This is a genomic window from Sedimentitalea arenosa (assembly GCF_016428585.1).
GTDB lineage: Bacteria > Pseudomonadota > Alphaproteobacteria > Rhodobacterales > Rhodobacteraceae > Sedimentitalea > Sedimentitalea arenosa.
In genome coordinates, this window is sequence record NZ_JAELVR010000001.1 from 228,801 (window position 1) to 252,653 (window position 23,853).

Below are 23,853 nucleotides of genomic sequence, written 5' to 3' on the forward strand. Positions count from 1 at the left end.
ATGTTCGATGTCGTCGTTGTCGGAGGCGGTCCCTGCGGGGCCACCGCGGCCCAGGATCTCGCCCGCTCGGGTCACAAGGTCGCGATGCTCGACCGCGACGGGCGCATAAAGCCCTGCGGCGGCGCGATCCCGCCCCGCCTGATCCGCGATTTCGACATTCCCGACAGCCAGATCGTGGCGCGCGTCGGCACCGCGCGGATGATCTCGCCCAGCGGCCGCGCCGTCGACATCGCCATCGAGAACGGCTTCGTCGGCATGGTCGACCGCGAGCATTTCGACGAATTCCTGCGCCGGCGTGCGACCGAAGCGGGCGCCACGCGGCTCACCGGCACCTATGTCGGCGTCAACCGCGACGGTGTGCGGCCCAAGGTCGTCTATCGCGACAAGGCCAGCGGCGAAACCGTCGAAATCGAGACGAGACTCATCATCGGCGCCGATGGCGCGCGCTCCAACGTCGCCCGCACCGAGGTGCCCGGCGGCAGCACCATCCCCTATGTCATCGCCTATCACGAGATCATCAAGGCACCGCCCGCGACCGAGATCTACGACCCGGCGCGCTGCGACGTGGTCTATGACGGGCGCATCTCGCCCGATTTCTACGGCTGGGTCTTCCCGCATGGCGAAACCGCCAGCGTCGGCATGGGCACCGGCATCGACGGGGTCGACCTGAAACGCGCCACCGCCGCCCTGCGCGCCGCCTCGGGCCTGGCCGAGTGCGAAACGATCCGCCGCGAAGGCGCGCCGATCCCCCTCAAGCCGCTCGACCGCTGGGACAACGGCCGCGACGTGGTGCTGGCGGGCGATGCCGCCGGCGTGGTCGCGCCCAGCTCGGGCGAGGGCATCTACTACGCCATGGTCGGCGGCCAGGTGGCCGCCTCGGCCTGTTCCGCGATGCTGTCCACCGGGCGCGCGAGCGATCTCAAACTGGCCCGCCGCCTGTTCATGCGCGACCACAAGACGGTGTTCCGGGTGCTCGCCTCGATGCAGAACGCCTATTACCGCTCCGACGACCGGCGCGAACGGTTCGTGTCGCTCTGTCACGATCTCGACGTGCAGCGCCTGACCTTCGAGGCCTACATGAACAAGGCCCTTGTGCGCGCCCGCCCGATGGCGCATCTGCGGATCGGACTGAAGAACCTCGCCCACCTCACCGGGCTCGTACACGCGGAATACACATGAGTCTCAAGATCCCCGCCTGGATCGACGGCAGGCTGCAGCCGGTCGACAAGCTGGAAGTGCATCGCCGCGGCCTGCGCCACCCGGCGGTGTCGGTCTTCGTGATGAACGGCGACCGGGTGCTGCTGCAACGCCGCGCCCTCGGCAAGTATCACACGCCCGGTCTCTGGGCGAACACCTGCTGCACCCACCCGGCCTGGAACGAGGACCCGAAGGTCTGCGCGGTGCGGCGGCTGGATGACGAGCTTGGCATCACCGGGCTGCTGCCGATCCAACGCGACCGGGTGGAATACCGCGCCGACGTGGGCGGCGGGCTGATCGAGCACGAGGTGGTCGATATCTTCATCGCCGAGGCGCCGACCAACCTGCGCATCATCCCCGACCCCGACGAGGTCGACCAGGTGCGCTGGACCGCGTTCGACGCCTTGGTGGAGGAGGTCGCGGCACAGCCCACGCGGTTCACGCCCTGGCTGCGCATCTATCTCGACAAGCACGCCGAGTCGATCTTCGGCCCCCGCGTCACCGCCTGATCACGACACGGTCTTCAAGCTCACCACATGGCCCCTGGGGCGCAGTGCGCCGCGCACGCTGTCGGCGATATCCGCCGCGGTCAGCCCGGCATCGGCATACATCTCGGCGGGCGCGGCCTGCGGGATGAACCGGTCGGGCAGGGTGAGCGTGCGCACCGCCAGCCCGCGATCGAACACGCCATGCGCGGCCAGTTCGTGCAGCACCATCGCGCCGAACCCGCCGCGCGCGCCCTGTTCCACGGTGATCAGCGCCCGGTGGCTTCGGGCCAGGTCCAGCAGAAGCTCGATATCCAGCGGCTTGGCAAAGCGCGCATCCGCGACGCTGACCCCGATCCCCTCGGCCTCCAGCGCCTCGGCGGCGATCAGGCATTCGCCCAGATGCGCCCCCAGCGACAGGATCGCCACGTCCTCGCCGTGCCGGATCATCCGGCCCTTGCCGATGGCCAGCGGCGTGCCGCGCTCGGGCAAGGCGACCCCGGTGCCCGCGCCGCGCGGAAAGCGGAAGGCGATCGGCCCGCTGTCATGGGCGACGGCGGTCGCGACCATGTGCACCAGCTCCGCCTCGTCCGCCGCCGCCATCACGGTCAAGCCCGGCAGGTTCGACAGGTAGGCCACGTCGAAGGCCCCGGCATGGGTCGCGCCGTCGGCGCCGACCAGCCCGGCCCGGTCGATGGCGAAGCGCACCGGCAGCCCCTGCAAGGCGACGTCATGCACCACCTGGTCATATCCGCGCTGCAGGAAGGTCGAATAGATCGCACAGAACGGACGCAACCCGCTCGCCGCCATCCCGGCGGCGAAGGTCACGCCATGCTGCTCGGCGATGCCCACGTCGAAAACGCGGGCGGGGAAGCGGTCGGCCATGATGTTGACACCGGTGCCCGAAGGCATCGCCGCCGTCACCGCCACCACGCGCGGATCGCGCGCGGCTTCCTCGGTCAGCGCGGTGCCGAAGACGCTGGTATAGCTCGGCGCGCCCGGCTTGGCCTTGGCCTGCGTCCCGGTGCCGATGTCAAAGGACGACACCCCGTGATACTTGTCGGCGCTGGCCTCGGCGGGGACATAGCCCTTGCCCTTGACCGTGCAGCAATGGATCAGAACCGGTCCCGTCGCCTTGGCGCGCGCCGCGCGCAGCACCGGCAGAAGCTGGTCCATGTCGTGCCCGTCGATCGGACCGACATAGTCGAACCCCAGTTCCTCGAACAGCGTGCCCGCACCGGGCAGGCCGGTCACCAGCTGCCGCGCCCGCCGCGCGCCCTCGCGCATCGGCGAGGGCAGGGCGGCCTCGAAGCCTTCGGCCAGTGACTTCATCCGCGCCAGCGGCTCGTTGGCGTAAAGCTGCGACAGGTATTTCGACATCGCGCCCACCGGCGGGGCGATGCTCATCTCGTTGTCGTTCAGGATCACGAACAGGCGGCGGCCTTCGGCGCCGGCGTTGTTCAGCGCCTCATAGGCCATGCCCGCGCTGATCGCGCCGTCGCCGATCACCGCGATGGCGTCGCCCGTCGCCTGGCCCATGTCCCGCCCGATTGTAAATCCGAGTGCGGCGCTGATCGAGGTGCTGGAATGCGCCGCGCCGAACGGGTCGTATTCGCTTTCATCACGCTTGGTGAAGCCGCTCAGCCCGTCCTTCTTGCGCAAGGTGCGGATGCGGTCGCGCCGCCCGGTCAGCACCTTGTGGGGATAGCATTGGTGCCCCACGTCCCAGATCAGCTTGTCCATCGGGGTGTTGAACACCGCGTGCAGCGCGACGGTCAGTTCCACGACACCCAGGGACGAGCCCAGGTGCCCGCCGGTCTCGGACACGGCCGAGATCACCTCGGCGCGCAGTTCCTGGGCCAGACGGCGCAACTGGCGGTCGTCCAGCCGTTTCAGATCGGCAGGTCCTGCGACAGTGTTCAGAAGCGGGGTATCGGGACGGGACATCGGTCTAACCTCCGGTCGGGGCAAGTGGCGCCGCGCGATCGTTAGGGACACGAAACGGCGCGGCGCCGGCTCCTGTAGCCAACAGGAAGGAAACGGGGCGGCAAGCACCCCTCGCGCGGGCAGAGAAGCATCGGCCCGTGCCTGGCTGGAAGACGGGCGGAACCGGACGCCTCCGGCCCCGCCTGCCTCCTATTCGTAGACCGGCGCCTCGGTGGTGGCGAGTTCCGGCCAGTTGTCGATCACGTTCAGGCCCTGCAACGGCTGCTGTTGACCCTTGTGGCAGGTCTTGCACGCGGCCTTGGGCGCATCCGCATGGATCGGGCCCAGCCGATCCTCGGGATAGACGTCCCGCAGCGGCACCAGGTAGTCGTTGTTGATCTCCTGCACCATGCTGATGCCCAGCATCTCGGTGCCCCATTGCGGGGTCACCTGCGCGCCGTCGTAAAAGGCGCGGCTGTTGTGGCAGAAGACACAGTTCACACCCAGCGCGTTGGACACGTAGTTCATCAGCGCATAGGTGCGCTCGGTGTCCTGGATGCTGGGCAGCGGGTCGTCGCCCGCGGGCCCGCCCGCGACCCGGCTCTCCAGGTCGTGGACGCCGATCGTGTTGGCCTCCAGCAGGTAGGTTTCGAGCGCGTCCGACGGCAGCGAGGTCGACTGGCTGATCAGCGTCGCCCGGTTCTGGTTCGCCGACCAGCCCGCGGTCGCCTCGTTGACCGGCGCGATCCTGAACCAGATGTCGCTGGGAACCGGCTGGCCCCGGTGGCAGGTATAGCAGGTCACCCCCACCACCGCGTTGGCGTTCACATGCCCGTCCCAGTACTCGTTGATCGCCTGGGTCATCTGGATCATGCGCCGCGCGACGACGGTCTGGTAGTTCTCCTCGCCGGCCAGCAGGTCGGGAATGCCGGTCCATTCGCGCATCGCCCCGACCAGCCTTGTATAGTTGGCCTCGGTCAGGTCGGCGAGCAGCGGCTCGGCATTCTCGATCACGTCGCCCGCCCGCGGATCTCCCGGCTGCGGGATCACCGGCGTCGAGGTCGTGAAGCCCGCGATGCCGGGGTCCGGCGTCGCGAGATCGGATTTGAACTCCGGCACCGACATGCCGGTGCCGCGCGGCCCGGTCTGCATGCTGTCGGTCGCGAAGGGTTGCCCCCAGGTCACCAGCAGAGTCGCCACCAGCACCGCCCCCCCGATACCGCCGATCAGGATCGCCGGGCCGTAGATGTTGGTGGGGTTGTTGCCGTTCCAGTCATTGAACCACTTGGGAAGCATCTCATTCACCCTTTCCGATAAAGCCTTCGTAGGTGCCGTAGGCTTCGTATCCGTAGGAGCCGTCATAGGCCGGCGCGAAATTGTGCTCCTGTGCCCAGATGAACCAGTTGTCCACCACGGTGCCGGTCAGCAGGATCCCGATGCCGCCGGTGATCGGCGTCAGCACCGCGAACCACCAGGCCCAGCGGTGAATGCCCTCCATCGTGGCGTTGAAGCCCATGGTCCAGCGCCAGAACAGGGCGGCGCGCTCGGTGGCCGTGCCCCGGTCGACGATCTGCTCCAGCTCCCGGTCGCCGCCATAGCGGGTGACCGACAGGATCGTGGCGCCGTGCATCGCGAAAAGCAGGACAGAGCCATAGAGGAACACGATCGACAGGCAGTGGAACGGGTTGTAGTAGAGGTTGCCGTAGCGGATCGAGAACGCCGTGGTCCAGTCCAGGTGCGGGAAGATGCCGTAGGGCACCGCCTCGCTCCACGATCCCATCAGGATCGGCCGGAACAGGCCCAGCACCAGGAACAGCCAGATCGCGCTGGCAAAGGCCCAGGCGACGTGCTTGCCCATCTTCTGCTCCTGCGCCAGCAGGTAGGCGCGCAACCACCAGGTGCAGACCGATACCAGCAGGAAGAAGCTCGATATGATGTACCAGCCGCCATCGTTCAGCGGCGGCATCCGCAGCCCGTATTCCGGGCTCGGCGGCTCCAGCGCCAGCCAGAACAGTTGCCGGATGAACTCGCTGATCGACCAGTCGACCTGCGCCAGCATGTTCAGCCCGACGATGACGAACCACAACAGGCCCGTCGCCAGCCCGACCATCCCGGTCCAGCCCAGGTAGATCGGCCCCAGTTGCGCGTTGCCGAACCAGCCGACCAGCTTGGAGAAGCCGGGCTTGCCGAGGCGTTCCTCCATCATCCGGCCGTTGTCGTTCATGCCCATTTCGGGCGGACCCTGAACCTGGACCTGCGTGAATATGTTTTGATAGTCGGTCATGATTACATCCCCACCTGAGACGGCCAGATCGGCAGTTCGAGCCACCAGTTCCACCATTCAGGCCAGCCCTTGGTCCAGACCGGGCCGCTGATGATGATGCAGACGGCGGAAAAGAACACCGCGTTGATGGCCAGCAGAAAGCCCAGCCGGTGAATGCCCAGCGTGCCGACCGAATAGCCGATGAAATCGCGGAAGAACGTGTCCTCGTGATCGGGCGTCTTCATCTCCTCGCCCTTTTCCGGGTTCGCCGCCGACAGGATCAGCCCGCCATGCAGCGCCAGGGCCAGCGTGGTGGTGAAGAACAGCGTCACCGCCAGCATGTGCGCCGGGTTGTAGTGGAAATGCAGATAGGCATAGCCCGTGTTGCTGACCCAATCGAGATGGCTGAAGATGCCATAGGGAAAGCCGTGCCCCCAGGCGCCCATCAGCAGCGGGCGAAAGATCACCAGCGTGACGTAAGCCAGGATCGCGAAGGAAAACGCGAAGGGCACGTGATAGCCAATGCCCAGCTTGCGGCAGATTTCCACCTCGCGCAGCGCCCAGCTGATGAAGGCGCCGGTGGCGCAGAAGGTGATGATCTGCCAGAGCCCGCCTTCCATCAGCGGTGCCATGCCCAGACCATAGCTCAGGTCGGGCGGGGCGATGTTGATGAGCCAGGGATTGAACGTGCCCTGCTGGGACGCCCCCCAGAAAATCAGGATCGTGCCCAGAAGGCTGAAAAAGGCTGTCGTGACCCCGAAGAAGCCCACGTAGAATGGACCGACCCAGAAGTCGAACAGATCGCCGCCAATCAGCGTCCCTCCGCGGACGCGATATTTCTTTTCGAAGCTGAGCAATGCCATCTTCATGATCTCCGCGCTTGGCGGCGCGCCTTGCCAGACGTCAGCCGTCGTTTGAATAATCCGTTTGCCGCGGGCGGGGCCTCGTCGGGCAGTCCGCCCGCAGCGGTCTTGTCATCGATGCGCGACGCGAACGCCGCGCCGACGATTCACATGGCGCGCGCCGCGGCCGCGTTCTCAAACCAGTTGAGACCGCTGCTGAGCAGCACCAGGTGGATCATCACCGCGAGCAGGAAGAGGAACACGCCCTGTGCAACAAAGACGCGTCGCGGATCGAAAATCAGCCAGATCTTGTAGAATTTCGCCATTTTTCAATCCTTCCTCAGAACCATGGAGCCCAGATGTAGGTTGCGATATGTGCAACCACCGCAACGGCCACGAACAGCCAAAGGCCGCTCATATAGACCGAATGCAGCTCCTGGGCCTGCTCGTCGGTGAGACCTGTAAAAGACAGGTCGGGGTTATCAGCCATGAACGTTCCTCCGGAAAGTTACGCTGACGCCGCATTCCCTGCGGCGGGGTCCCTCGGGGCCGAAAGCCCTCCGGGGTCTGGCCACCCTTGCGGGCAGGCAGGTCGGTCTCCCGGCCATCAGGCCGAGAAGATAACGGGCGTGATGCGGTCGGCCTCGGCCCAGGCGCGGGCGAGGGGGCCGCGCAGGTTCAGGGTGCGGCGCCGCTTCACGTGCTTCAGCCAGTCCACCGTCGCGAAGGGGACGGCGAACAGGAAGATCAGGGTGAAGTAGAGGTTGAATTCCCACCGGCTGTCATCGCGGCTGCGCGCGTGGCGTTCGGTCGGTACATTGATGTTCATCGTCATGTGAACGGTCCTCCTGTGGATTCCTTGGTCGGGGCGGCGGCCCGCGGGGCCAGCGCCTGGATGGTTTCGATCACGACCCGCGCGTCGCCCTTGCGCAGGGCGGCATCCTCGGCGGCGTCGCGCAGCGACTTGGCGGCGGAAATGCGGGTCAATACCGGGTGGCTGGCCACGATCCGGTCCAGCTCGGCCTGGGCATCCGCGTCCCATGGGAAATCGCGGCGCAGCGGTGTCGGGGTGGCCTCGGTCGCGTCCATCTCGCTGGCCAGCGGCAGGATGTGGAACAGCGCATCGAACAAGCTGTTGCAGACCTCCTGCACAAGGTAGGTCGCGCCCGCATATCCCATGAAGGGCGTGCCGGTGGCGCGCCGGATCGCAGCACCCGGAAAACTGGCCGGAATGAACGAGGGCGCGGGGCCGTGCCCGCCCTTCAGTTCGGCCAGGTACATCTTCTCGTTGATGCTGCCCAGCACGACCAGCGGACGTTTCTGCGCCAGCAGCGCGCGCACTTCCTCGTTGTTGGTCTTCTGCCCGGCGGTGCGAGCGACCGCGAAAGCGCAGGGCAGGCCCATGTCCTCTTCCAGGAACAGCCGGATGCCGCGCGCATAGGTTTCGTTCGCCACGATGGCGAAGGACGCGGTGGCAAAGAAATCCTGCGTGACGGACCGCCACAGGTCCCAGACCGGTTTGATCGTCGAATGTTTCTCGCGGGTGATGAATGGTTCCGGGTCAAGCCCCAGCAGCTCTCCGAGTGTATGTAGAAAGCGTGTGGTGGACTCTATGCCCATGGGAGCTTGCAGGTAGGGCTTGCCCAGAACCTCGGCCAATCCCCGGCCGAACTCGCGATACATGCAGATGTTGACATCGGCGTTGACCAGGTTGCGCATCTCGGCGAGATGCGCGCCCAGCGGCATGACCATGTTGACCTCGGCCCCGATGCCTTCGACCAGGCGGCGGATCTCGGCCAGGTCGGACGGCATGTTGAAGGTGCCATACATCGGCCCGAGGATGTTGACGCGCGGCTTGGCATCCGCCTCGCGCTTCTTCTCGGGCGGCATCCGCCCCTTGGTCATCCCGAATTCGGTAAAGATCCAGGTCATCGCCCGGTCAGCGGCCTGCCACTGGTCCTCGTCGATGGTGCGCGGCAGGAAGCGTTGAATGTTGGTGCCCTGCGGCGTGACCCCGCCGCCGATCATCTCGGCGATGGACCCTGTCACCACCACGGCGGGCAAGGCAGGGTCGAGCGTGCCCCAGGCCCGCTTCATCGCGTCCTCGGTGCCCGCGCCCATCTCGCCCTCGCCAAGGCCCGTGACGACGATCGGCAATTCATGCGGGGGCAGGGCGTCGGTATAGTGCAGCACCGACGTCACCGGCAGGTTCTCGCAGCCCACGGGGCCGTCGATCACCACCTGCAATCCCTTGACCGCGCAAAACGCATAGACCGCGCCCCAATAGCCCCCGGCCCGGTCATGATCCTGGATCAGCATGGCCCGGACCCTCCCGGTGGGGATGCACGGCGCGTATGTACGCGGTATGCACGCGATCTGTACGCTTGGCACAGGCCGGTTTCGCCGTGATATCGGATGATCCGGCCCCCCATCACACCATCTCCTGCGCCTTGGCGGCGCGGGCCAGCTTGTCCAGCTTCTTCTGGTGCAGCGCCCTGAAATCGGGTCGCTCGTTCGGGCTGCCTTCCCAGACCCCGGCGGTGTCGCCACTGCCCACGCCCTCGAAGAACTCGCGCATCCTGTCCATGCGGCCCTTGTTGGCGATGGCGGCGTTCACGACCTCCGCCAGAGAGCCAGCACCCGCCGGTCCCATCAGCGGCCGCGCCGAGATGAGGTTGGTGAAGTAAAGGCTTGGAATTCCTTGCTGTTTGGCCTTCTGAACGACCGGTGTCGTGCCGATGGCCAGGTCCGGTTTCACCCCTTCCATCGCCGCGCAATCATCCTCCAGCGAGGCGCGGAACTTGACCTTGACGCCCTTGGCCTCAAGCCACGCGCAATCCGCCGTGTTCCAGGCGGTGCGCGGGCAGGCGGTGCCGACATAAGGCACCTGCGCGCCGCTCTCGATCAGCAGCCGCGCGACCAGCAACTCGCTGCCCTCGTAGCCCGACAACGTGATCGTTCCGTTGATGAGGTTCGCCTTCAATGCTTCTGAAATCGCTGGTAAAAAAGCGTTCTGTGCAGCCGCGATCCGGGCCGCCGAAACGCCGAACATCTCGCCGATCCCGGCCAGCCACGCGGCCGTGCCGTCGTGGCCCACGGGCGCGCTGCCCAGCACCGGACGCCCGGCGCGCTCCAGCACCCGGACCGCCGAGGTATAGAACGGATGCACCGCCGCCACCCCGCCACAATCCAGTGCCGCGTACAACTCGCGCCATTCCCTGCAGGGAACCACCGGCCCCGCCGCCAGCCCCATCGGCGCCAGCATCGCCCCGATCATCATCGGGTCCGCCGGGAACATCTCGCCCAGCAGCGTCACGGTCGGCCGATCCTCGCGGCCCGACAGCGGCGCGGCAACCGGCCCCGCCTCGACCTCGCGCGCGGCATACTCCAGCATCGCGCCCGCCAGAACATCCTTGGCCTCGGCATGGGTCGGAATGCCGAACCCCGGCACGTCGATGCCGACGATTCGCACGCCGTTGATTTCCTTGGGCAAAAGGCGCAAAGGCACACCGCTGGCCGTCGGCACGCAGAGGTTCGTCACGACGATGGCGTCGAACCGGTCGGGGTCCGCCATCTCGTGCACGCTCTCGCGGATATCCTCGAACAGCTTGCCGGTGACCAGCGTTTCCGAGTTGAACGGCACATAGCCGACCGAGCGCCGCGCGCCGTAGAAATGACTGACGAAGGTCAGGCCATAGACACAGCAGGCCGAGCCGCTCAGAACCGTCGCCACCCGCTTCATCCGCAGCCCCACGCGCAGCGAGCCAAAGGCCGGACACATGCTCTGCGGCTGGTCATGCGGTCCGGTCGGGTAGTCTGCGGCATACTGGTCCAGCAGGTCCGACTGTCCGGCAGTCCGTGCCGCGGCCTCCATCTCGGATTTCGAGTGGCAGCCCAGCCCGTCGCCCGCGGTCACCCCGGCCTGCGCGGCGGTGTCATATGTCGCCTTCTCGCTCATTCAGGCCTCGTCATAGATGACTTCGAGGGTGGGTTTCGGCGCCGCGTTCTTGCCGCGCATGTCGGTGTCTGTCGCGGGCTCCAGCACCACGTCGCCACCGGTGTCCTTGCTGTCGAACAGCGCCAGCAGCCCGTCCTGGTCCACCGGCTTCGGACGGATCGGGGGCGCCTCGGAAACCTTCAGGCCAAGCTCGGAAAACAGCGCGCCCCAGGGGCTCGCAGCGGTGCCGACGATCTGGTAGTTCGCGCTTTTCTTGCGCAGGTCGTCATCCTGCGGGATCGCGGCAAGCACCGGAATTTCCACCGTCTTCGCAAAGGCTTGTGCCTCGCCCGAGCCATCGTCCTTGTTGATCACCAGGCCGGCGACGCCCACGTTGCCCCCCAGCTTGCGGAAGTATTCCACCGCCGAGCAGACATTGTTCGCCACGTAGAGAGATTGCAGATCGTTGGAGGCGACAAGGATCACCTTCTGCGCCATGTCCCGCGCGATCGGCAGGCCGAAACCGCCGCAGACCACGTCGCCCAGAAAGTCGAGCAGGACGAAATCGAAGTCCCAGTCGTGAAACCCCAGCTTCTCCAGCAACTCGAACCCGTGAATGATGCCGCGGCCGCCACAGCCGCGCCCGACCTCGGGGCCGCCCAACTCCATCGCGAAGACGCCGCCACGCTTGAAACACACGTCGCCGATCTTGACCTCTTCGCCGGCCAGTTTCTTGCGGGTCGAGGTCTCGATGATGGTGGGGCAGGCCTTGCCGCCAAACAGCAGCGAGGTGGTGTCGGATTTCGGGTCGCACCCGATCAGCAGCACGCGCTTGCCCTGCTCGGCCATCATGTGGCTGAGGTTGGCCAGCGTGAAGCTCTTGCCGATCCCGCCCTTGCCATAGATCGCGATGATCTGGGTCTTGCTCTTCGGCTCTTCCGTCGCGATCACGTCGGCCAGGTCCTCATGCGCCTCGTCGCGCAGGCGCTGATCAAAGTCCTTCAGGTTCGGCACGTCATCCTTCATGAGAGATCTTTCCAGTTCAGAATCATTTTCAGGCAGGTCGGGTCCTCGAACGCGGCGCGATAGGCTGCCGGCGCGTCGGTCGCATCCGCCCTGTGGGTGATCAGGCCGCCGAGCGACAAAGCCCCCGATTCGATCAGAGCACGGGTGGCGATCATGTCGCCGGGGGTCCATTCCGCAGCGATGCGAAAACGGGCTTCCTTCATGAAGGCGGGCGGAAAGGCAAAGCTCAGCGGGTCGGTGTAGAACCCGGCGAGCACGATCTCGCCGCCGCGCGCGACGCGACCGATCAGATCGTTCAGGATCGCCGCGTTGCCCGAAGCGTCGTAGATGCTGCGGTAGTCGCGGCGCGTATCGGTCTCGGGCGCGATTACCTCGTATCCGTCCGCGCCCGTCCGGCGGGCCGCATCGACCTCCCAGACAGTGGGAGCAGGGCCGCCCGCGGCAATCGTGAGCCGCGCCAGAAGCCGCCCCAGCACGCCGTGGCCGACGATCAGGTCGGGCAGGGCCTTGTCCAGCCCGGCCATGGCATGCCGCGCCGTCGCCGCGAGGGCCAGCAGCGCGCCTTCTTCGCCGAGGCTCGAATCGATTCGGACAACGCGGGCCGCTCGTGTGACGAGCCGCTGTGCGGCGCCGCCAAAGAGGCCGAAAGCGCCCTCAAAGCAACTCGATCCGGGAACGAAGACCCTGTCTCCGGCACGCAGTCCGCTTGCGGACCTGGCTTCGACCACCTCGCCCGCGGCCTCGTAGCCCGGCACCAGCGGATAGCCCATGCCGGGGAAGGGCGGCATCTGTCCGGACCAGAAGAGTTTTTCCGTGCCCGTCGAAATTCCGGAATGGGTGATATCGACAACCACATCTCCGTCGCCCGGGGGGGTCAGGCCGAGGGTCGCAAGACCAAGGTCGCGGGGGCCTTTGAGGAGGACGGCGGAGGCGTGCAAGCGGTTCCCCTTTCTTCTTGGCACGGGTCTTTCAGGGTGACTCGGTGCGCAATTCGGGATGTTTGTCAGTTTAGACTTACATTAATAACTGTCAACTAAAATAGACACATTGTGTGAGGTGCGTCAGCCAGGCTTGACTGCGGTAACCACCGAGGTGACGTAACTGCGGAACGGGCGCGGCGTCTTGATCGTGGTGAACCCGGCCTCGCGGCAAAGCTCTGAAATCGCGTCCTGCGACCGGGTGCGGCCTGTGCCCATGGCTCGTGTGTAAAGGGCGAAATAGACATCCGTGACCGGATCGGGGCGTGCTCCGCCGCTCATCGGCTCGGAAATGATCAGCCGGCCGCCGGGCGGCAATGTCTCGAAGACGCTTTCAAGCAGCTCACGGACCGTGGCGTCCTCATGATCGTAAAGCACCCGGATCAGGGCTACCGCATCGGCGCCGCGCGGCAGGGGGTCGGTCCGGAAAGATCCGCCATGCACCACCACGCGGTCGGCAAGGCCGAGGTCGCCCAGTCGTTCTCTTGCCGATTCGGACACGGTCGGAAGGTCGAACAGGTCGAGTGCGATTCGGGGGTGGCGTCGCGCCACTTCGGCCAAAAAGACGCCGCTGCCGCCGCCGATGTCGAGCAGTCGCGAAACGCCCCGCAGCGACACGGCGTCAAGGGTGTCCGCCGCAACCAATGCCTGGCTGTCGGCCATCAGGCGGGAATACGCCCGCGACACGGTCGGGTCGATTTCCCCGGTCGCGCCAAAGACATAAGGCCAGAAGGTCGCGAGTTCCGGCGTCGTGTCGCCGCGCAGGAATGCGACGGGGTTTTCGAGGTCGCGATAGAGCGCCCGGTGATGCAGGATCATCTGCTCAAGTCCCGGAACCCCGGTGAGCGCTGCGCCCTTGCGGGTCAGTCCGATCCGTTCGTCGCGGCGCAGCTGAAGCAGTCCCATCGCCGCGCCTGCCTGGGTGAGGAGTTGCATCGAAGCCTTGGGCAGGCTGCAGTGATGCGCGAGGGTTTCATTCGTGGCGGGGCCGTCCATCAGGTGCTGCAACAGGCGAAGTTCCACGATGGCGTGCAGCGCCTGGCTTTTTGCAAACCCCTGAACAAGTTCGAAAATCTCGGCTCCGTCCTTGCGTGACAGGCCGCGCAGCAGGGGCATCCGTGCCGCCCATTTCTGGAACCCGGGGCGGGCGACCAGCCTGTGCGCCCAGCCAGTCAGGGGCCGCCGTGGCGGGCGGGGAGGGGGCGCAGTCGTGTCCGCCACTGCCTACGCCCGATGACGGGCGGGCGTCACCGGGGTCAGACGTTCGGCATAGCTGCGCACCATGTGGGCCAGCTGTGCCTCGCCCCGGCAGGAGGGGATCGACGCGATGGTGCCGCCGAGGATGTTCTTGAGTCGCTCGATCGCGCCCTCGACGCCCAGTTCGGTCACTGCGTTGGGGCGTCCATGGAGATCGTCCTGACCTGGTGGTTTGCCCAGCGTCTGCGCATCGCAGAGCGCGTCGCGCAGGTCGTCGGCCACCTGGAAGGCCTCGCCGATCCGCGCGCCGAGTTCGTACCAGGGTTCGGCCTCCTGGCCGGCGGCCACCGCGCCCATCTGGGTTGCGGCTATGAACAGGGCGCCGGTCTTGGAGCGATGATAGGCGGCGAGATCGACAACGCGTTCACTCTCCCAGCCCTGGCCGGCACAGATGCCATCGGGCATTCCGGTGCGGCGGGAAAGAGTCAGCAACAGCTCGACTGCCCGGTCCGGGTTCTGCACGGCGGCGCGGGCAAGGGTTTCGAAGGCGAGAATGATCAGGCTGTCGCCGGTCAGAACCGCCAGCGGTTCGGAATAAGCGCGATGCACCGAGGGCTTGCCGCGCCGTGTGTTGGCGTCGTCAAAACAGGGCAGGTCGTCATGCACGAGGCTGGCGCAGTGGATCAGTTCGAGCGCCGCCGCCGCCGCATCGGACAATTCGGGCTGGTCGTCTCCGCAGGCCTGCGCCACCGAGAGCAGGATGGTCGGACGGATCCGCGCTCCACCCGGGTTGGTCGCATAGTGCAGTGCGTCCGCCAGTGCGCGCGGAGCCGTTCCGCCCTGGGCCGAGCGGATCGCCCGCGTCACGGCGGCGTCTATTCTGGAGGGCAGGGGCATCGGCGGAGTCCTTGATGTCATCAGTCTGTGACGTTTCAGTGTAAACAATACTGGACACTTCGCGATGGCGAGTCAACAATCGCATCATGGCAGCAGCAGCTTCTCAGGGCGCCAAGACGCCTCGCATCACCGTTATCGGTGCGGGCATGGGCGGTCTCGCCGCCGCCCTGCGCCTTGCGGCGGCGGGGTGCAACGTGACGCTTCTGGAGCGTCATGCCCATGCGGGGGGCAAGATGCGCGCGGTGCCGACCTCGGCCGGTCCCGCCGACGCCGGCCCGACCGTGCTGACCCTTCGCTCGGTGTTTGACGATCTCTTCGCCTGCGCAGGGGCACGGCTCGATGATCATGTGACGCTGACCCGGCAGGAGATCCCCGCGCGCCATTTCTGGCCGGATGGCAGCCGGCTCGACCTCTGGGCCGATCCCGAACGCAGCCGGGCCGCGGTAAGAGACTTTGCCGGAGACGTGGAGGCAAAGGCGTTCGATCGGTTCTGCGCCGCAACGCGCCGGCTTTTCGAGGCGTTCGATGCGCCGATGATGCAAGCCGCCGATCCCTCCGTCCTGGCGTTAGCGGGACGAGTTCTGGCTGAGCCCGGACTGATTCCGCTGATGGCGCCGCTCTCCGACTTGCACCGTATCCTCTCCCGCCGGTTTCGGGATCCGCGTCTCGTGCAGCTGTTCGGGCGGTACGCTACCTATGTCGGCGGGATGCCCGACCGCTCGCCCGCCGTGCTGTCGCTGATCTGGCAGGCCGAGGCGCGCGGCGTCTGGACCGTCGCAGGCGGGATGCATCAGCTGGCGGAGGCAATCCTCGGTCTCGCCTTGGCACATGGTGTGACCTTCCGCCCTGGCTGCCACGTGGCACGGATCGAGCGGACGGGGGCGCGCGTGACGGGCGTGGTTCTGCAGGATGGCACGATGTTGGCGGCGGATGCGGTTGTCTTCAACGGCGATCCGCGCGCGCTGGCGATTGGTCAGCTCGGGCCGGGCCTCGCGCCTGCGTCCACGCAAACGGCGACCGCTCCGCGCAGCCTGTCGGCGCGTGTCTGGAGTTTTTCGGCGACTGCATCCGGGCTGGACCTTGCGCATCACAACGTGTTCTTCACCGCTGATGCGCAGGTCGAGTTCGATGCGCTCCGCGCCGGAAAAATGCCAACGGACCAAACGCTCTATCTTTGCGCACAGGATCGTGCGCAGCCGGGTGCGCCACCGCCGCGCGCTCAGGAGCGCTTCGAAATCATCGCCAACGCCGCGCCCCTGACCGAGGGCGGGCCGCCGCATCGGGAGTTCCAGACATGTCGGATGCAGACCTTCGAGACGCTGGCCCGGTTCGGCCTGACCTTGTCGCCGAGACCGGGAGAGGAGGCGCTAACCACCCCGACGGACTTCGCGCGAATGTTCCCGGGCAGCGCCGGATCCCTCTACGGGCAGAGCCCGCATGGCGCGATGGCGAGCTTCCGCAGACCTCGGGCGCGCAGCGGGACACCGGGCCTGTACCTGGCCGGCGGGGGGACCCATCCGGGAGCAGGGGTTCCGATGGCAGCGCTCTCCGGGAAGCACGCGGCCGCGGCGATCATTGCAGACCTCGGTTTGACCTCGAAGTTCCTCCGAACGGATACGCCTGGTGGTATGTCGACGGGATCAGCACCGATCAGCGCCGCGCCATCTCGATAATCGGGTTCATCGGGTCGGTATTCTCGCCTTGGTATCGCTGGTCCGGGCGACGTGACCCGGACAATCATTGCTGCATCAACGTGGCCACTTACGGGCGCGGCGGCCGCTTCACCATGACTGACCGTGGGCGTGGCGCCCTTCGGCAATCCGCCGACGCGCTGACCGTTGGTCCATCGACGATGCGCTGGCAGAACGGGCAATTGGTGGTCGAGATCGATGAGCGTGGCGCGCCGCCGGTTCCGGGCCGTGTCCGCGGCACCGTGACGGTCACACCGCCGGCACTGACCGGTGTGGAGCTGCCGCTGACGGCGGACGGGGCGCATGTCTGGCGGCCCTTTGCGCCGACGGCGGGGATCGAGGTGGCCTTGGAGGCGGAGGGCTGGCAATGGGACGGCCATGGCTACTTCGACGCCAATTTCGGCACCCGTGCGCTGGAAGAGGATTTCAGCCACTGGACCTGGGGCCGTTTTCCCACGGCAGACGGTGCGACCTGCTTTTATGATGTGGAGCGGCGCGATGGCAGCCGGTTGGCGCAAGGCTTCCGCTTTTCCCCCGATGGCGCGGCAGAGCCGATGGCGCTGCCGCCAAAGACCGGGTTTCGCCGATCGCTCTGGGCGGTGCGCCGCGAAACGCGGGCGGATGCGGGATACCTGCCCCAGCAGGTGATGAACTTGCTGGATGCGCCCTTCTACAGCCGCTCGATGGTGCGCACCCGGATCGAGGGTCAGGAGACCACGGGCATACACGAAGCGCTCGATCTCGTGCGATTCCGCTCGCCCCTGATCAAGCCGATGCTGGCGCTGCGGGTGCCGCGCCGCGCTGGCTGGGCGTTCGACTAGGTCGTGCCCGCGCGGGCGATATCTGTGTTCAGGCGCCAGACCGCCAGGTTCAGCGCTGCCGCGACGCTGACCCAGGCCAGGTAGGGCACGAAAAGCAGCCCTGCGATCAGGTCGATCTGGAACAGCGCGACCATCGTCGCTGCCACGGCGAGCCAAAGTGCGCAGAGAACGGCCATGCCCGCCCTGATCCGGTGCAGTCCGAAAAAGACTGGTGTCCACAGGGTATTGAGCGCGATCTGCAACGCCCAGAGCGCCATTGCGATCCCGTTTCCATCGGCCAGTGCGGCGCGTGCTCCTGCGGTCGCGATGCACAGGTAGAGCGTGGTCCAGGCGACCGGGAACAGCCAGTCGGGCGGAGTCCAGCGCGGCTTGTTGAGCGCCTTGTACCAGTCGCCCGGCTGAAACAGGGCGCCGGTCGCCCCGGCGGCGAAACAGGCAGCGAGGAAGATCGTGAACAGGATCCAGAACATGTGAGATACCTAGGAGGAACCCGGCCCCGCGCCAAGGTGATTTTTCTGGCTTAGCTCCTGCTGCGCCAGTTGCGCGAACGCGGCATAGAGCGTTTCACTCCAGTCCTGCAGTGCGGGGACGCGTTCGGCGGCAGCCTCGACAAGGAAGGCGACCTCGGGCAGCGGGCGCGCGAATAGCACGGCGGATTGCGGCATCGCCGAGGTGGTCACGCTGTGCGCGACAGAGAGGCCAAGCCAGCCCAACTTCTGACCAAAGCCGGTGCGGGCCCGGTGCGAGACGCTGTCGAACCCGTTCGCACGCACCCGCCCGCCGATGCCGGCATAGATGTAGCGGGCGGCAAGAATGCCCGGACGGCAGTCCAGCGGCAGCGCTTTCACCCCGGCTTCGGAGCGGACGTAGAGGTCGGAGGCCGACCGCAGCAACCGGCGGACCATGTCCCTGATCGCCGGATCGGGTTCCGGATCTGCCAAGAAGGCGTCCGGATCGCGCCCTGCGTCGGCGAACCAGTCCAGCGGTAGGTAGAGCCGGTTCTCGACAGCATCCTCGCCGACATCCCGCGCGATGTTGGTCAGTTGCATGGCCACACCCAGGTCGCAGGCGCGTGCCAGTGCGTTTCGGTCGCGCACCCGCATCAGCACGCACATCATCGCCCCGACCGACGCCGCCACCCGGGCCGAGTAGGACACCAGATCGGACAGGCTGTCATAGCGCTTTTCCATCGCGTCCCATGCCAGCCCCTCCAGCAAGGCTTCGGGAAGGGCGCGGGGCATGTCATACTCCGCAATGAGGTCGGTGAAGGCGCGGTCCGGTGCCGCGTTGCGCGGCCGCCCGGCATAAGCCAGGTCGAGCCGGTCGCGCAGGCGCAATACGGCGCTGGCCTTTTCGGCATTCAGATCGACCTCGTCATCCGCCAGCCGGCAAAAGGCATAGAGCGCCAACGCCGGGTCGCGCACGCGCGCGGGCAACAGGCGCGAGGCCGCGTGAAAGGAAAGCGAGCCGTGGCGGATCGCCTCGCGGCAGTGGTCCATGTCCGCCGCCGCGATCATCTTGCATTCACCGCGGCGGCGTCGGGCACCAGTTTGCCCAGAACCTCGGCGCTCGAGATCACGCCGGGCAATCCGGCGCCGGGGTGGGTGCCGGCCCCGACGAGATAAAGACCTTTCGCCTCCTCGCTGACGTTGTGGGGCCGGAACCAGGCGCTCTGCAGGATGCGGGGTTCGATCGAGAAGCCGGTGCCGTAGGGGCTGAGGTACCGGTCGCGGAACGTGTCGGGGGTAAAGACCTCGGAGGCGGTCAGATGCGCGCCGAGACCCGGCAGCAGCTGATCCTCCAGCACCGCCTGTACGCGCTTGCGATAGGTGTCGCCCTCGCTGGCCCAGTCGACAGGATCGTCGTGGCCCAGGTGCGGCACAGGGCTGAGGGCATAGAATGTGTCGCCCCCCTCGGGCGCGACACCGGGATCGGTGCGGCTGGGACGGTGGACATACAGGCTCATGTCCTCGGCCAGCCGGCCCTTGATGAAGATGTCACGCACCAGACCCTTGTAGCGTGGCCCGTTGAGGATCGTGTGATGCCCCACGTCGCCCCACATATTCGCGGTTCCGCGTGTGCCGAAATACCAGACGAACAGGCTCATGCTCCACCGTGTGCGCTTCAGTTTGCGCGTGGTCCAGCGGCGGCGGGGCCGGTTGCGCAGCAGGTGGTCATAGGTGTGGCCGGAATCGGCGTTGGATACCACCACATCGGCCTCGACGGTTTCTTTCGTCGCCAATCTCACCCCTTGCGCGCGCCCGTCGCGTACCAGGATCTCGTCGACCTCGCAGCCAAGCCGCATCAGCCCGCCTTGGGACTCGATCACGCGCCCCATCGCGTCCGCGATGGCGGCGACGCCGCCGATGGCGTAGTGCACGCCGAAGGCTTTTTCGAGGTGGCTGACGAGGATGTACATAGAGGTCACGTGAAACGGATCGCCGCCGATGAAGAGCGGGTGAAAGCTGAAGGCCATGCGCAGGCGCGGATCACGGAACCGCTTGGCAGCATGGGCATGTACCGACCGATCCGCCCGCAGCATGGCAAATCGCGGCAGCACCTTCAGCAGATCACCCAGGCGGTGCATCGACCGGCGTCCCAGGTCCTCGAAGCCGAATTCGTAACGTGCCTCGCTGTCCCGCAGGAACCGATCGTAGCCCGCGGCGTCATCGGGCGACAGGCGGCTCACCTCGGCGCGCATGGCATCCGTGTCCTGCTGTGCGGTGAAGCGCGAGCCGTCGGGCCAGCGAATCTCGTAGAACGGGGTAAGCGGGCGCAGGTCGACATCTTTGTCGAACTCGCGCCCGCAGGCGGCCCAAAGTTCGCGAAACACCTGCGGTACGGTGACGATGGTCGGGCCGAGATCGAACCGGTGCCCGTCGCGATGCAGGCATGAGCCGCGCCCTCCGAGGCTGTCGAGCCTGTCGATCACGGTGACGCGGTAGCCTTTCGCGCCGAGCCGCATCGCGGCGGCCAGGCCGCCGAGTCCGGCGCCGACGACGACTGCATGGGGGCGGGCCTGGGCGTCCTGCGCAGCTTTCAACGTCGGATCAACACGTGTCATCATTTCACCACAGTAAGACTGTCCAGTTTAATTTACAATCTTTCTTCTGACGCTTTCCACCCTCGAGAAATCGTGTCAGACTTGGTTGACAGGATCGCAACGGCAGCTGCCGGCGCGGATATTCGGGGGCAATGTCATTCAGACGGTGACAATCAGCTTTTTCCGGTTCGACGGGGTTGCGAACAGAGTCTGGGCGCTTGCGATGATGGGCGCGGCGCGGTTGTCGCTGGCGCGCATCGCGGGGCTCGAGTTCTGGAAGCTCTGCGGGTCGGGGAGCGATGAAGGATTTACTCCGAAACCCAACACCGGAGTTTACGCCATTCTTTGTGCCTGGACCGATCTGGATGTCGCGCGCAGCGCGCTGGCGCAGGCTTCTGTCTTTGCACGCTACCGCTCGCGTTCTAGCGAACACTGGACGCTGGTCCTGAGTGCGCTGTCCAGCCGTGGCCAATGGTCGGGCAAAGAGCCGTTTCGCGCGTCGGCTCACGACGGCGGTGCGGGCCCGATCGCCGCGCTGACCCGTGCCACGATCAAACCCGCCGTCGCGATGCGGTTCTGGAAACGCGTGCCGGACATCAGCCGCGTAATCGGGGCAGACCCGAACGTGCTGTTCAAGATCGGCATCGGCGAGGTTCCGCTCCTGCACCAGGTGACGTTCTCGATCTGGCCCGACGCGGACAGCATGGCGGGATTTGCGCGCCAGGACGGCCCGCATGCCCGCGCCATTCGTGCCGTGCGCGAGGGAAAGTGGTTCAGCGAAGAACTCTATGCCAGGTTTCGCATCATCGATCAGCACGGAAGCTGGAGCGGCGCGCGTCCGATTGCCACGAAGATGGAGACGACATGACACCGGCCTTCCCGTTCTCGGCCATCGTCGGCCAGGAAGAGATGAAACGCGCGATGATTCTCACGGCGATCGACCCGCGACTCGGCGGCGTCCTCGTGTTCGGAGACCGGGGCACCGGCAAATCGACTGCCGTGCGCGCGCTTGCCGCCCTGCTGCCGCCGATCACCGCCGTCCGGGGGTGCCCGGTGAACGCAGCCAGCGTCGAAGAGTGCCCGGACTGGGCCGGGCTGACGGAGTTTGAGACCGAGGAGCGCCCAACCCCGGTGATCGACCTGCCGTTGGGCGTGACCGAGGACAGGGTAACCGGCGCGCTCGACATCGAACGCGCGTTGACGCAGGGCGAGAAGGCGTTTCAGCCCGGCCTGCTGGCACAGGCCAACCGGGGTTATCTTTATATCGACGAAGTCAATCTGCTGGAGGATCACATCGTCGATCTGTTGCTGGACGTGGCGCAGTCGGGCGAGAACGTGGTGGAACGGGAGGGGCTGTCGATCCGCCACCCGGCCCGCTTCGTGCTGGTCGGTTCGGGCAATCCCGAAGAGGGCGAACTGCGTCCCCAACTGCTGGACCGGTTCGGTCTGTCGGTCGAGGTGCGCTCGCCCGACGATATCGAGGAGCGCGTGGCCGTGATCGAGCGACGCGACGCGTTCGAGACCGACCCGGATCGGTTCCTGAAGAAATGGGGACGCGAGGATCGTTCGATCCGGGACCGCATCGGACAGGCCCGCGCGACCCTCGGTGCGATCAAACGGCCCAAGTCCGTTCTGAGGGATTGTGCCCGTCTCTGCGTCGCGCTTGGTGCTGACGGGCTGCGAGGTGAGTTGACGTTGCTGCGCGCAGGGCGCGCGCTCGCCGCCTATGAGGGCGACACGACGCTGTCGCGCGATCATCTGCGCAGCGTGGCCGCCATGGCACTCAGCCACCGGCTGCGCCGCGACCCGCTGGACGAGGCGGGCTCGCAAGCGCGGGTCGCCCGCGTGGTCGAGGACGTTCTGACGTGACGGAAACCGGGACAGAGCGCGACGAGCACCAACCTGTCTGGTCCCGTGCCGGTCTCGCGCTCGATCTGCTCGCCATTGATCCGGTCGGGCTGGGAGGCATGACGGTGCGGGCACGCGCCGGACCTGTGCGCGACCTGTTTCTTCGCCGCATGGCGCGATTACCCATGCCTCTGCTGCGGGTACATCCCCAGATCGGCGATGACGCGCTCTTTGGCGGGCTCGATCTGGGCCGGACCCTGGCGCAGGGCAGGTACATAAGGAGCGAGGGGCTGGCCGGTCGCAGCGGCGTGCTGATGCTTGCCATGGCCGAACGCTGCGGTCCCGGCCTGGCCGCCCGTTTTGCGCGTCTGCTCGACAGCGGTGCGCGGGCGATGATCCTGCTGGATGAAGGTGCCGACGAGGACGAAAGACCGCCCGGAGCGATTTGCGAGCGGCTGGCCTTTCATGTCGATCTCTCGGATGTGGCCCTTGCCGAAGCGCAAGAGGACGCGGTGCCTGACCTCGCCAGCGCGCGGTCGCGCTATCGCCGGATCGCAGCATCAGGGGAAGACGTGCGGACCCTGGTCGCGCTCGCGGCCCGTTTCGGGATCGACACCATGCGCGCGCCGATGCTGGCGATGCGCGCGGCGCGCGCCCATGCGGCACTGGTGGGCCGGGACCGTCTCGAGGAAGGCGACTTGCGGGCCGGCGCCGAACTGGTCTTTCCCGCCCGCGCAACGCGCCTTCCTGCGCCGCCCGAGCCGCAAGACGCACCGGATCAGCCCAATCCACGCCCCGACACCGAAGATGCGACGGCGCGCGATCCGGGGGACCTGCCGCGCGATATCCTGATCGAAGCGGTGCGCGCGCTGCTGCCTGATGGTCTGTTGACCGGTCTCGCGACACCTGGGCACAACACGGCGGCCGGAGGCTCGGGGGCGGGCCGTCTGCGCAAGGGCAACCGGCGCGGTCGTCCTCTGCCACCGCGACCCGGACGGCTGAATGGGCGCAGCCGGGTCGACCTCGTCGCCACCTTGCAGGCCTGCGCCCCGTGGCAAACCATTCGGCGCAAGTCGATGCCGCAAGCGGGTCGGATCATCATCTTCCCCTCCGACATCCGCGTGAAACGCTATCAGGACAAGAGCGACCGCCTGCTGATCTTCGTGGTCGATGCCTCGGGGTCGGCCGCCGTGTCGCGTCTGTCGGAAGCCAAGGGCGCGGTCGAGCTGCTGCTGGCGCAATCCTATGCTCAGCGCGACCACGTGGCGCTGATCGGGTTTCGCGGAGACGGCGCCGATCTGCTGTTGCCGCCGACCCGCTCGCTTGTTCAGACCAAGCGCCGCCTTGCGGCCCTGCCCGGCGGCGGTGGCACGCCACTGGCCACCGGGCTGCAGGCAGCGGTGCAACTGGCGGAGCATTCGGAGCGTCAGGGTTTGACGCCGTCGATCCTTCTGCTGACGGACGGGCGTGCCAACATCACTCTCTCGGGCGCGGCGGACCGGCCGCGTGCGCAAGGCGAGGCCGAGCAGATCGCAAGCCTGATCGGAGCGCGGCGGATCGGCGGCGTGGTACTCGATATCGGCAACAGGCCGCACCCGCCGCTCAAGACACTGTCCCAAGCGATGCAGGCCCGGTATGTGCCGCTGCCCCGCGCCGATGCCCGCCGCATGAGCGAGGCGGTCGGCGCCGCGCTGGCGCCCTGA

At 66.8% G+C, this 23,853-nt stretch carries 23 protein-coding genes; 7 read left to right on the top strand and 16 right to left on the bottom strand.

Annotation, left to right across the window (positions count from 1 at the left end):
- Complete coding sequence (locus JF290_RS01045; protein WP_199022856.1) at window positions 1-1,179, top strand: geranylgeranyl diphosphate reductase; 1,179 nt, start codon at window positions 1-3, stop codon at window positions 1,177-1,179.
- Window positions 1,176-1,706: an isopentenyl-diphosphate Delta-isomerase gene (idi, locus tag JF290_RS01050; protein ID WP_199022857.1), complete on the top strand. Its 531-nt coding sequence runs from the start codon at window positions 1,176-1,178 to the stop codon at window positions 1,704-1,706. The genes JF290_RS01045 and idi overlap by 4 nt, the downstream gene beginning before the upstream one ends.
- Here the strand turns inward: idi and dxs are convergent, their stop codons facing one another.
- The 13 genes from dxs to JF290_RS01115 form a co-directional block, all read right to left on the bottom strand.
- Complete coding sequence (dxs, locus tag JF290_RS01055) at window positions 1,707-3,629, bottom strand: 1-deoxy-D-xylulose-5-phosphate synthase (RefSeq protein ID WP_199022858.1); 1,923 nt, start codon at window positions 3,627-3,629, stop codon at window positions 1,707-1,709.
- A gap of 189 nt (window positions 3,630-3,818) precedes the next feature.
- Window positions 3,819-4,904 carry a photosynthetic reaction center cytochrome PufC gene (gene pufC / locus JF290_RS01060; RefSeq protein ID WP_199022859.1) on the bottom strand — a complete coding sequence of 362 codons (1,086 nt, stop codon included), beginning with the start codon at window positions 4,902-4,904 and terminating at the stop codon, window positions 3,819-3,821.
- 1 nt (window position 4,905) lies between these two features.
- Entirely contained in the window at window positions 4,906-5,892 is a 987-nt protein-coding gene (gene pufM, locus JF290_RS01065; RefSeq protein ID WP_199022860.1) for a photosynthetic reaction center subunit M, read from the bottom strand.
- A 2-nt stretch (window positions 5,893-5,894) separates the two neighbouring features.
- A complete protein-coding gene (gene pufL / locus JF290_RS01070; protein WP_199022861.1) occupies window positions 5,895-6,734 on the bottom strand; it encodes a photosynthetic reaction center subunit L in 840 nt (279 codons plus the stop codon).
- Window positions 6,735-6,880: 146 nt separating this feature from the next.
- A complete protein-coding gene (gene pufA, locus JF290_RS01075) occupies window positions 6,881-7,039 on the bottom strand; it encodes a light-harvesting antenna LH1, alpha subunit (protein WP_199022862.1) in 159 nt (52 codons plus the stop codon).
- A 14-nt stretch (window positions 7,040-7,053) separates the two neighbouring features.
- Entirely contained in the window at window positions 7,054-7,203 is a 150-nt protein-coding gene (pufB, locus tag JF290_RS01080; RefSeq protein ID WP_199022863.1) for a light-harvesting antenna LH1, beta subunit, read from the bottom strand.
- A 117-nt stretch (window positions 7,204-7,320) separates the two neighbouring features.
- Window positions 7,321-7,548 (bottom strand): cytochrome PufQ, encoded by a 228-nt coding sequence (gene pufQ, locus JF290_RS01085; protein ID WP_199022864.1) that lies wholly within the window; start codon window positions 7,546-7,548, stop codon window positions 7,321-7,323.
- On the bottom strand, window positions 7,545-9,032 hold the full coding sequence (bchZ, locus tag JF290_RS01090; protein ID WP_199022867.1) for a chlorophyllide a reductase subunit Z: 1,488 nt from the start codon (window positions 9,030-9,032) through the stop codon (window positions 7,545-7,547). The genes pufQ and bchZ overlap by 4 nt, the downstream gene beginning before the upstream one ends.
- A gap of 112 nt (window positions 9,033-9,144) precedes the next feature.
- A complete protein-coding gene (gene bchY, locus JF290_RS01095) occupies window positions 9,145-10,671 on the bottom strand; it encodes a chlorophyllide a reductase subunit Y (RefSeq protein WP_199022868.1) in 1,527 nt (508 codons plus the stop codon).
- Window positions 10,672-11,676, bottom strand: a complete 1,005-nt coding sequence (locus JF290_RS01100; protein WP_199022869.1) for a chlorophyllide a reductase iron protein subunit X — start codon at window positions 11,674-11,676, stop codon at window positions 10,672-10,674.
- A complete protein-coding gene (gene bchC, locus JF290_RS01105) occupies window positions 11,673-12,614 on the bottom strand; it encodes a chlorophyll synthesis pathway protein BchC (protein WP_199022870.1) in 942 nt (313 codons plus the stop codon). The genes JF290_RS01100 and bchC overlap by 4 nt, the downstream gene beginning before the upstream one ends.
- A gap of 123 nt (window positions 12,615-12,737) precedes the next feature.
- Window positions 12,738-13,769: a methyltransferase gene (locus tag JF290_RS01110; protein WP_199022871.1), complete on the bottom strand. Its 1,032-nt coding sequence runs from the start codon at window positions 13,767-13,769 to the stop codon at window positions 12,738-12,740.
- Between the two features lie 108 nt (window positions 13,770-13,877).
- Window positions 13,878-14,747, bottom strand: a complete 870-nt coding sequence (locus tag JF290_RS01115) for a polyprenyl synthetase family protein (RefSeq protein WP_199022873.1) — start codon at window positions 14,745-14,747, stop codon at window positions 13,878-13,880.
- Between the two features lie 86 nt (window positions 14,748-14,833).
- On the opposite strand from JF290_RS01115, the gene crtD reads away from it, so the two are divergent.
- Both crtD and crtC read left to right on the top strand, forming a co-directional pair.
- A complete protein-coding gene (crtD, locus tag JF290_RS01120; RefSeq protein WP_199022875.1) occupies window positions 14,834-16,420 on the top strand; it encodes a 1-hydroxycarotenoid 3,4-desaturase CrtD in 1,587 nt (528 codons plus the stop codon).
- Entirely contained in the window at window positions 16,387-17,259 is an 873-nt protein-coding gene (gene crtC, locus JF290_RS01125; RefSeq protein WP_328701190.1) for a carotenoid 1,2-hydratase, read from the top strand. Before crtD ends, crtC begins: the two co-directional genes overlap by 34 nt.
- On the opposite strand, the gene tspO is transcribed toward crtC, so the two are convergent.
- Genes tspO through JF290_RS01140 form a run of 3 tightly spaced genes read right to left on the bottom strand, consistent with a single transcriptional unit; the run spans window position 17,256 to window position 20,326 of the window.
- Entirely contained in the window at window positions 17,256-17,729 is a 474-nt protein-coding gene (gene tspO, locus JF290_RS01130) for a tryptophan-rich sensory protein TspO (RefSeq protein WP_199022877.1), read from the bottom strand. The two genes, crtC and tspO, sit on opposite strands and share 4 nt — an antisense overlap.
- Window positions 17,730-17,738: 9 nt before the next feature.
- Complete coding sequence (crtB, locus tag JF290_RS01135) at window positions 17,739-18,776, bottom strand: 15-cis-phytoene synthase (RefSeq protein WP_199022879.1); 1,038 nt, start codon at window positions 18,774-18,776, stop codon at window positions 17,739-17,741.
- Window positions 18,773-20,326, bottom strand: a complete 1,554-nt coding sequence (locus JF290_RS01140) for a phytoene desaturase (protein ID WP_199022881.1) — start codon at window positions 20,324-20,326, stop codon at window positions 18,773-18,775. Before JF290_RS01140 ends, crtB begins: the two co-directional genes overlap by 4 nt.
- Window positions 20,327-20,468: 142 nt before the next feature.
- Here JF290_RS01140 and crtA point away from each other — a divergent pair, with 142 nt between their 5' ends.
- The 3 genes from crtA to JF290_RS01155 are packed head-to-tail and all read left to right on the top strand — an operon-like array spanning window position 20,469 to window position 23,853.
- On the top strand, window positions 20,469-21,170 hold the full coding sequence (gene crtA / locus JF290_RS01145; RefSeq protein WP_425503904.1) for a spheroidene monooxygenase: 702 nt from the start codon (window positions 20,469-20,471) through the stop codon (window positions 21,168-21,170).
- On the top strand, window positions 21,167-22,171 hold the full coding sequence (gene bchI / locus JF290_RS01150; protein ID WP_199022883.1) for a magnesium chelatase ATPase subunit I: 1,005 nt from the start codon (window positions 21,167-21,169) through the stop codon (window positions 22,169-22,171). The genes crtA and bchI overlap by 4 nt, the downstream gene beginning before the upstream one ends.
- Window positions 22,168-23,853 (top strand): magnesium chelatase subunit D, encoded by a 1,686-nt coding sequence (locus JF290_RS01155; protein WP_199022885.1) that lies wholly within the window; start codon window positions 22,168-22,170, stop codon window positions 23,851-23,853. Before bchI ends, JF290_RS01155 begins: the two co-directional genes overlap by 4 nt.

What these genes read in the sequence shown, in the direction of transcription:
- JF290_RS01045 (WP_199022856.1), top strand. Translation starts at nt 1, where the DNA reads ATGTTCGATGTCGTCGTTGTCGGAGGCGGTCCCTGCGGGGCCACCGCG.
- idi (WP_199022857.1), top strand. Translation starts at nt 1,176, where the DNA reads ATGAGTCTCAAGATCCCCGCCTGGATCGACGGCAGGCTGCAGCCGGTC.
- dxs (WP_199022858.1), bottom strand. Translation starts at nt 3,629, where the DNA reads ATGTCCCGTCCCGATACCCCGCTTCTGAACACTGTCGCAGGACCTGCC.
- pufC (WP_199022859.1), bottom strand. Translation starts at nt 4,904, where the DNA reads ATGCTTCCCAAGTGGTTCAATGACTGGAACGGCAACAACCCCACCAAC.
- pufM (WP_199022860.1), bottom strand. Translation starts at nt 5,892, where the DNA reads ATGACCGACTATCAAAACATATTCACGCAGGTCCAGGTTCAGGGTCCG.
- pufL (WP_199022861.1), bottom strand. Translation starts at nt 6,734, where the DNA reads ATGGCATTGCTCAGCTTCGAAAAGAAATATCGCGTCCGCGGAGGGACG.
- pufA (WP_199022862.1), bottom strand. Translation starts at nt 7,039, where the DNA reads ATGGCGAAATTCTACAAGATCTGGCTGATTTTCGATCCGCGACGCGTC.
- pufB (WP_199022863.1), bottom strand. Translation starts at nt 7,203, where the DNA reads ATGGCTGATAACCCCGACCTGTCTTTTACAGGTCTCACCGACGAGCAG.
- pufQ (WP_199022864.1), bottom strand. Translation starts at nt 7,548, where the DNA reads ATGACGATGAACATCAATGTACCGACCGAACGCCACGCGCGCAGCCGC.
- bchZ (WP_199022867.1), bottom strand. Translation starts at nt 9,032, where the DNA reads ATGCTGATCCAGGATCATGACCGGGCCGGGGGCTATTGGGGCGCGGTC.
- bchY (WP_199022868.1), bottom strand. Translation starts at nt 10,671, where the DNA reads ATGAGCGAGAAGGCGACATATGACACCGCCGCGCAGGCCGGGGTGACC.
- JF290_RS01100 (WP_199022869.1), bottom strand. Translation starts at nt 11,676, where the DNA reads ATGAAGGATGACGTGCCGAACCTGAAGGACTTTGATCAGCGCCTGCGC.
- JF290_RS01110 (WP_199022871.1), bottom strand. Translation starts at nt 13,769, where the DNA reads ATGCCCCTGCTGCGCGGCCTGTCACGCAAGGACGGAGCCGAGATTTTC.
- JF290_RS01115 (WP_199022873.1), bottom strand. Translation starts at nt 14,747, where the DNA reads ATGCCCCTGCCCTCCAGAATAGACGCCGCCGTGACGCGGGCGATCCGC.
- crtD (WP_199022875.1), top strand. Translation starts at nt 14,834, where the DNA reads ATGGCAGCAGCAGCTTCTCAGGGCGCCAAGACGCCTCGCATCACCGTT.
- tspO (WP_199022877.1), bottom strand. Translation starts at nt 17,729, where the DNA reads ATGTTCTGGATCCTGTTCACGATCTTCCTCGCTGCCTGTTTCGCCGCC.
- crtB (WP_199022879.1), bottom strand. Translation starts at nt 18,776, where the DNA reads ATGATCGCGGCGGCGGACATGGACCACTGCCGCGAGGCGATCCGCCAC.
- JF290_RS01140 (WP_199022881.1), bottom strand. Translation starts at nt 20,326, where the DNA reads ATGATGACACGTGTTGATCCGACGTTGAAAGCTGCGCAGGACGCCCAG.
- bchI (WP_199022883.1), top strand. Translation starts at nt 21,167, where the DNA reads ATGACACCGGCCTTCCCGTTCTCGGCCATCGTCGGCCAGGAAGAGATG.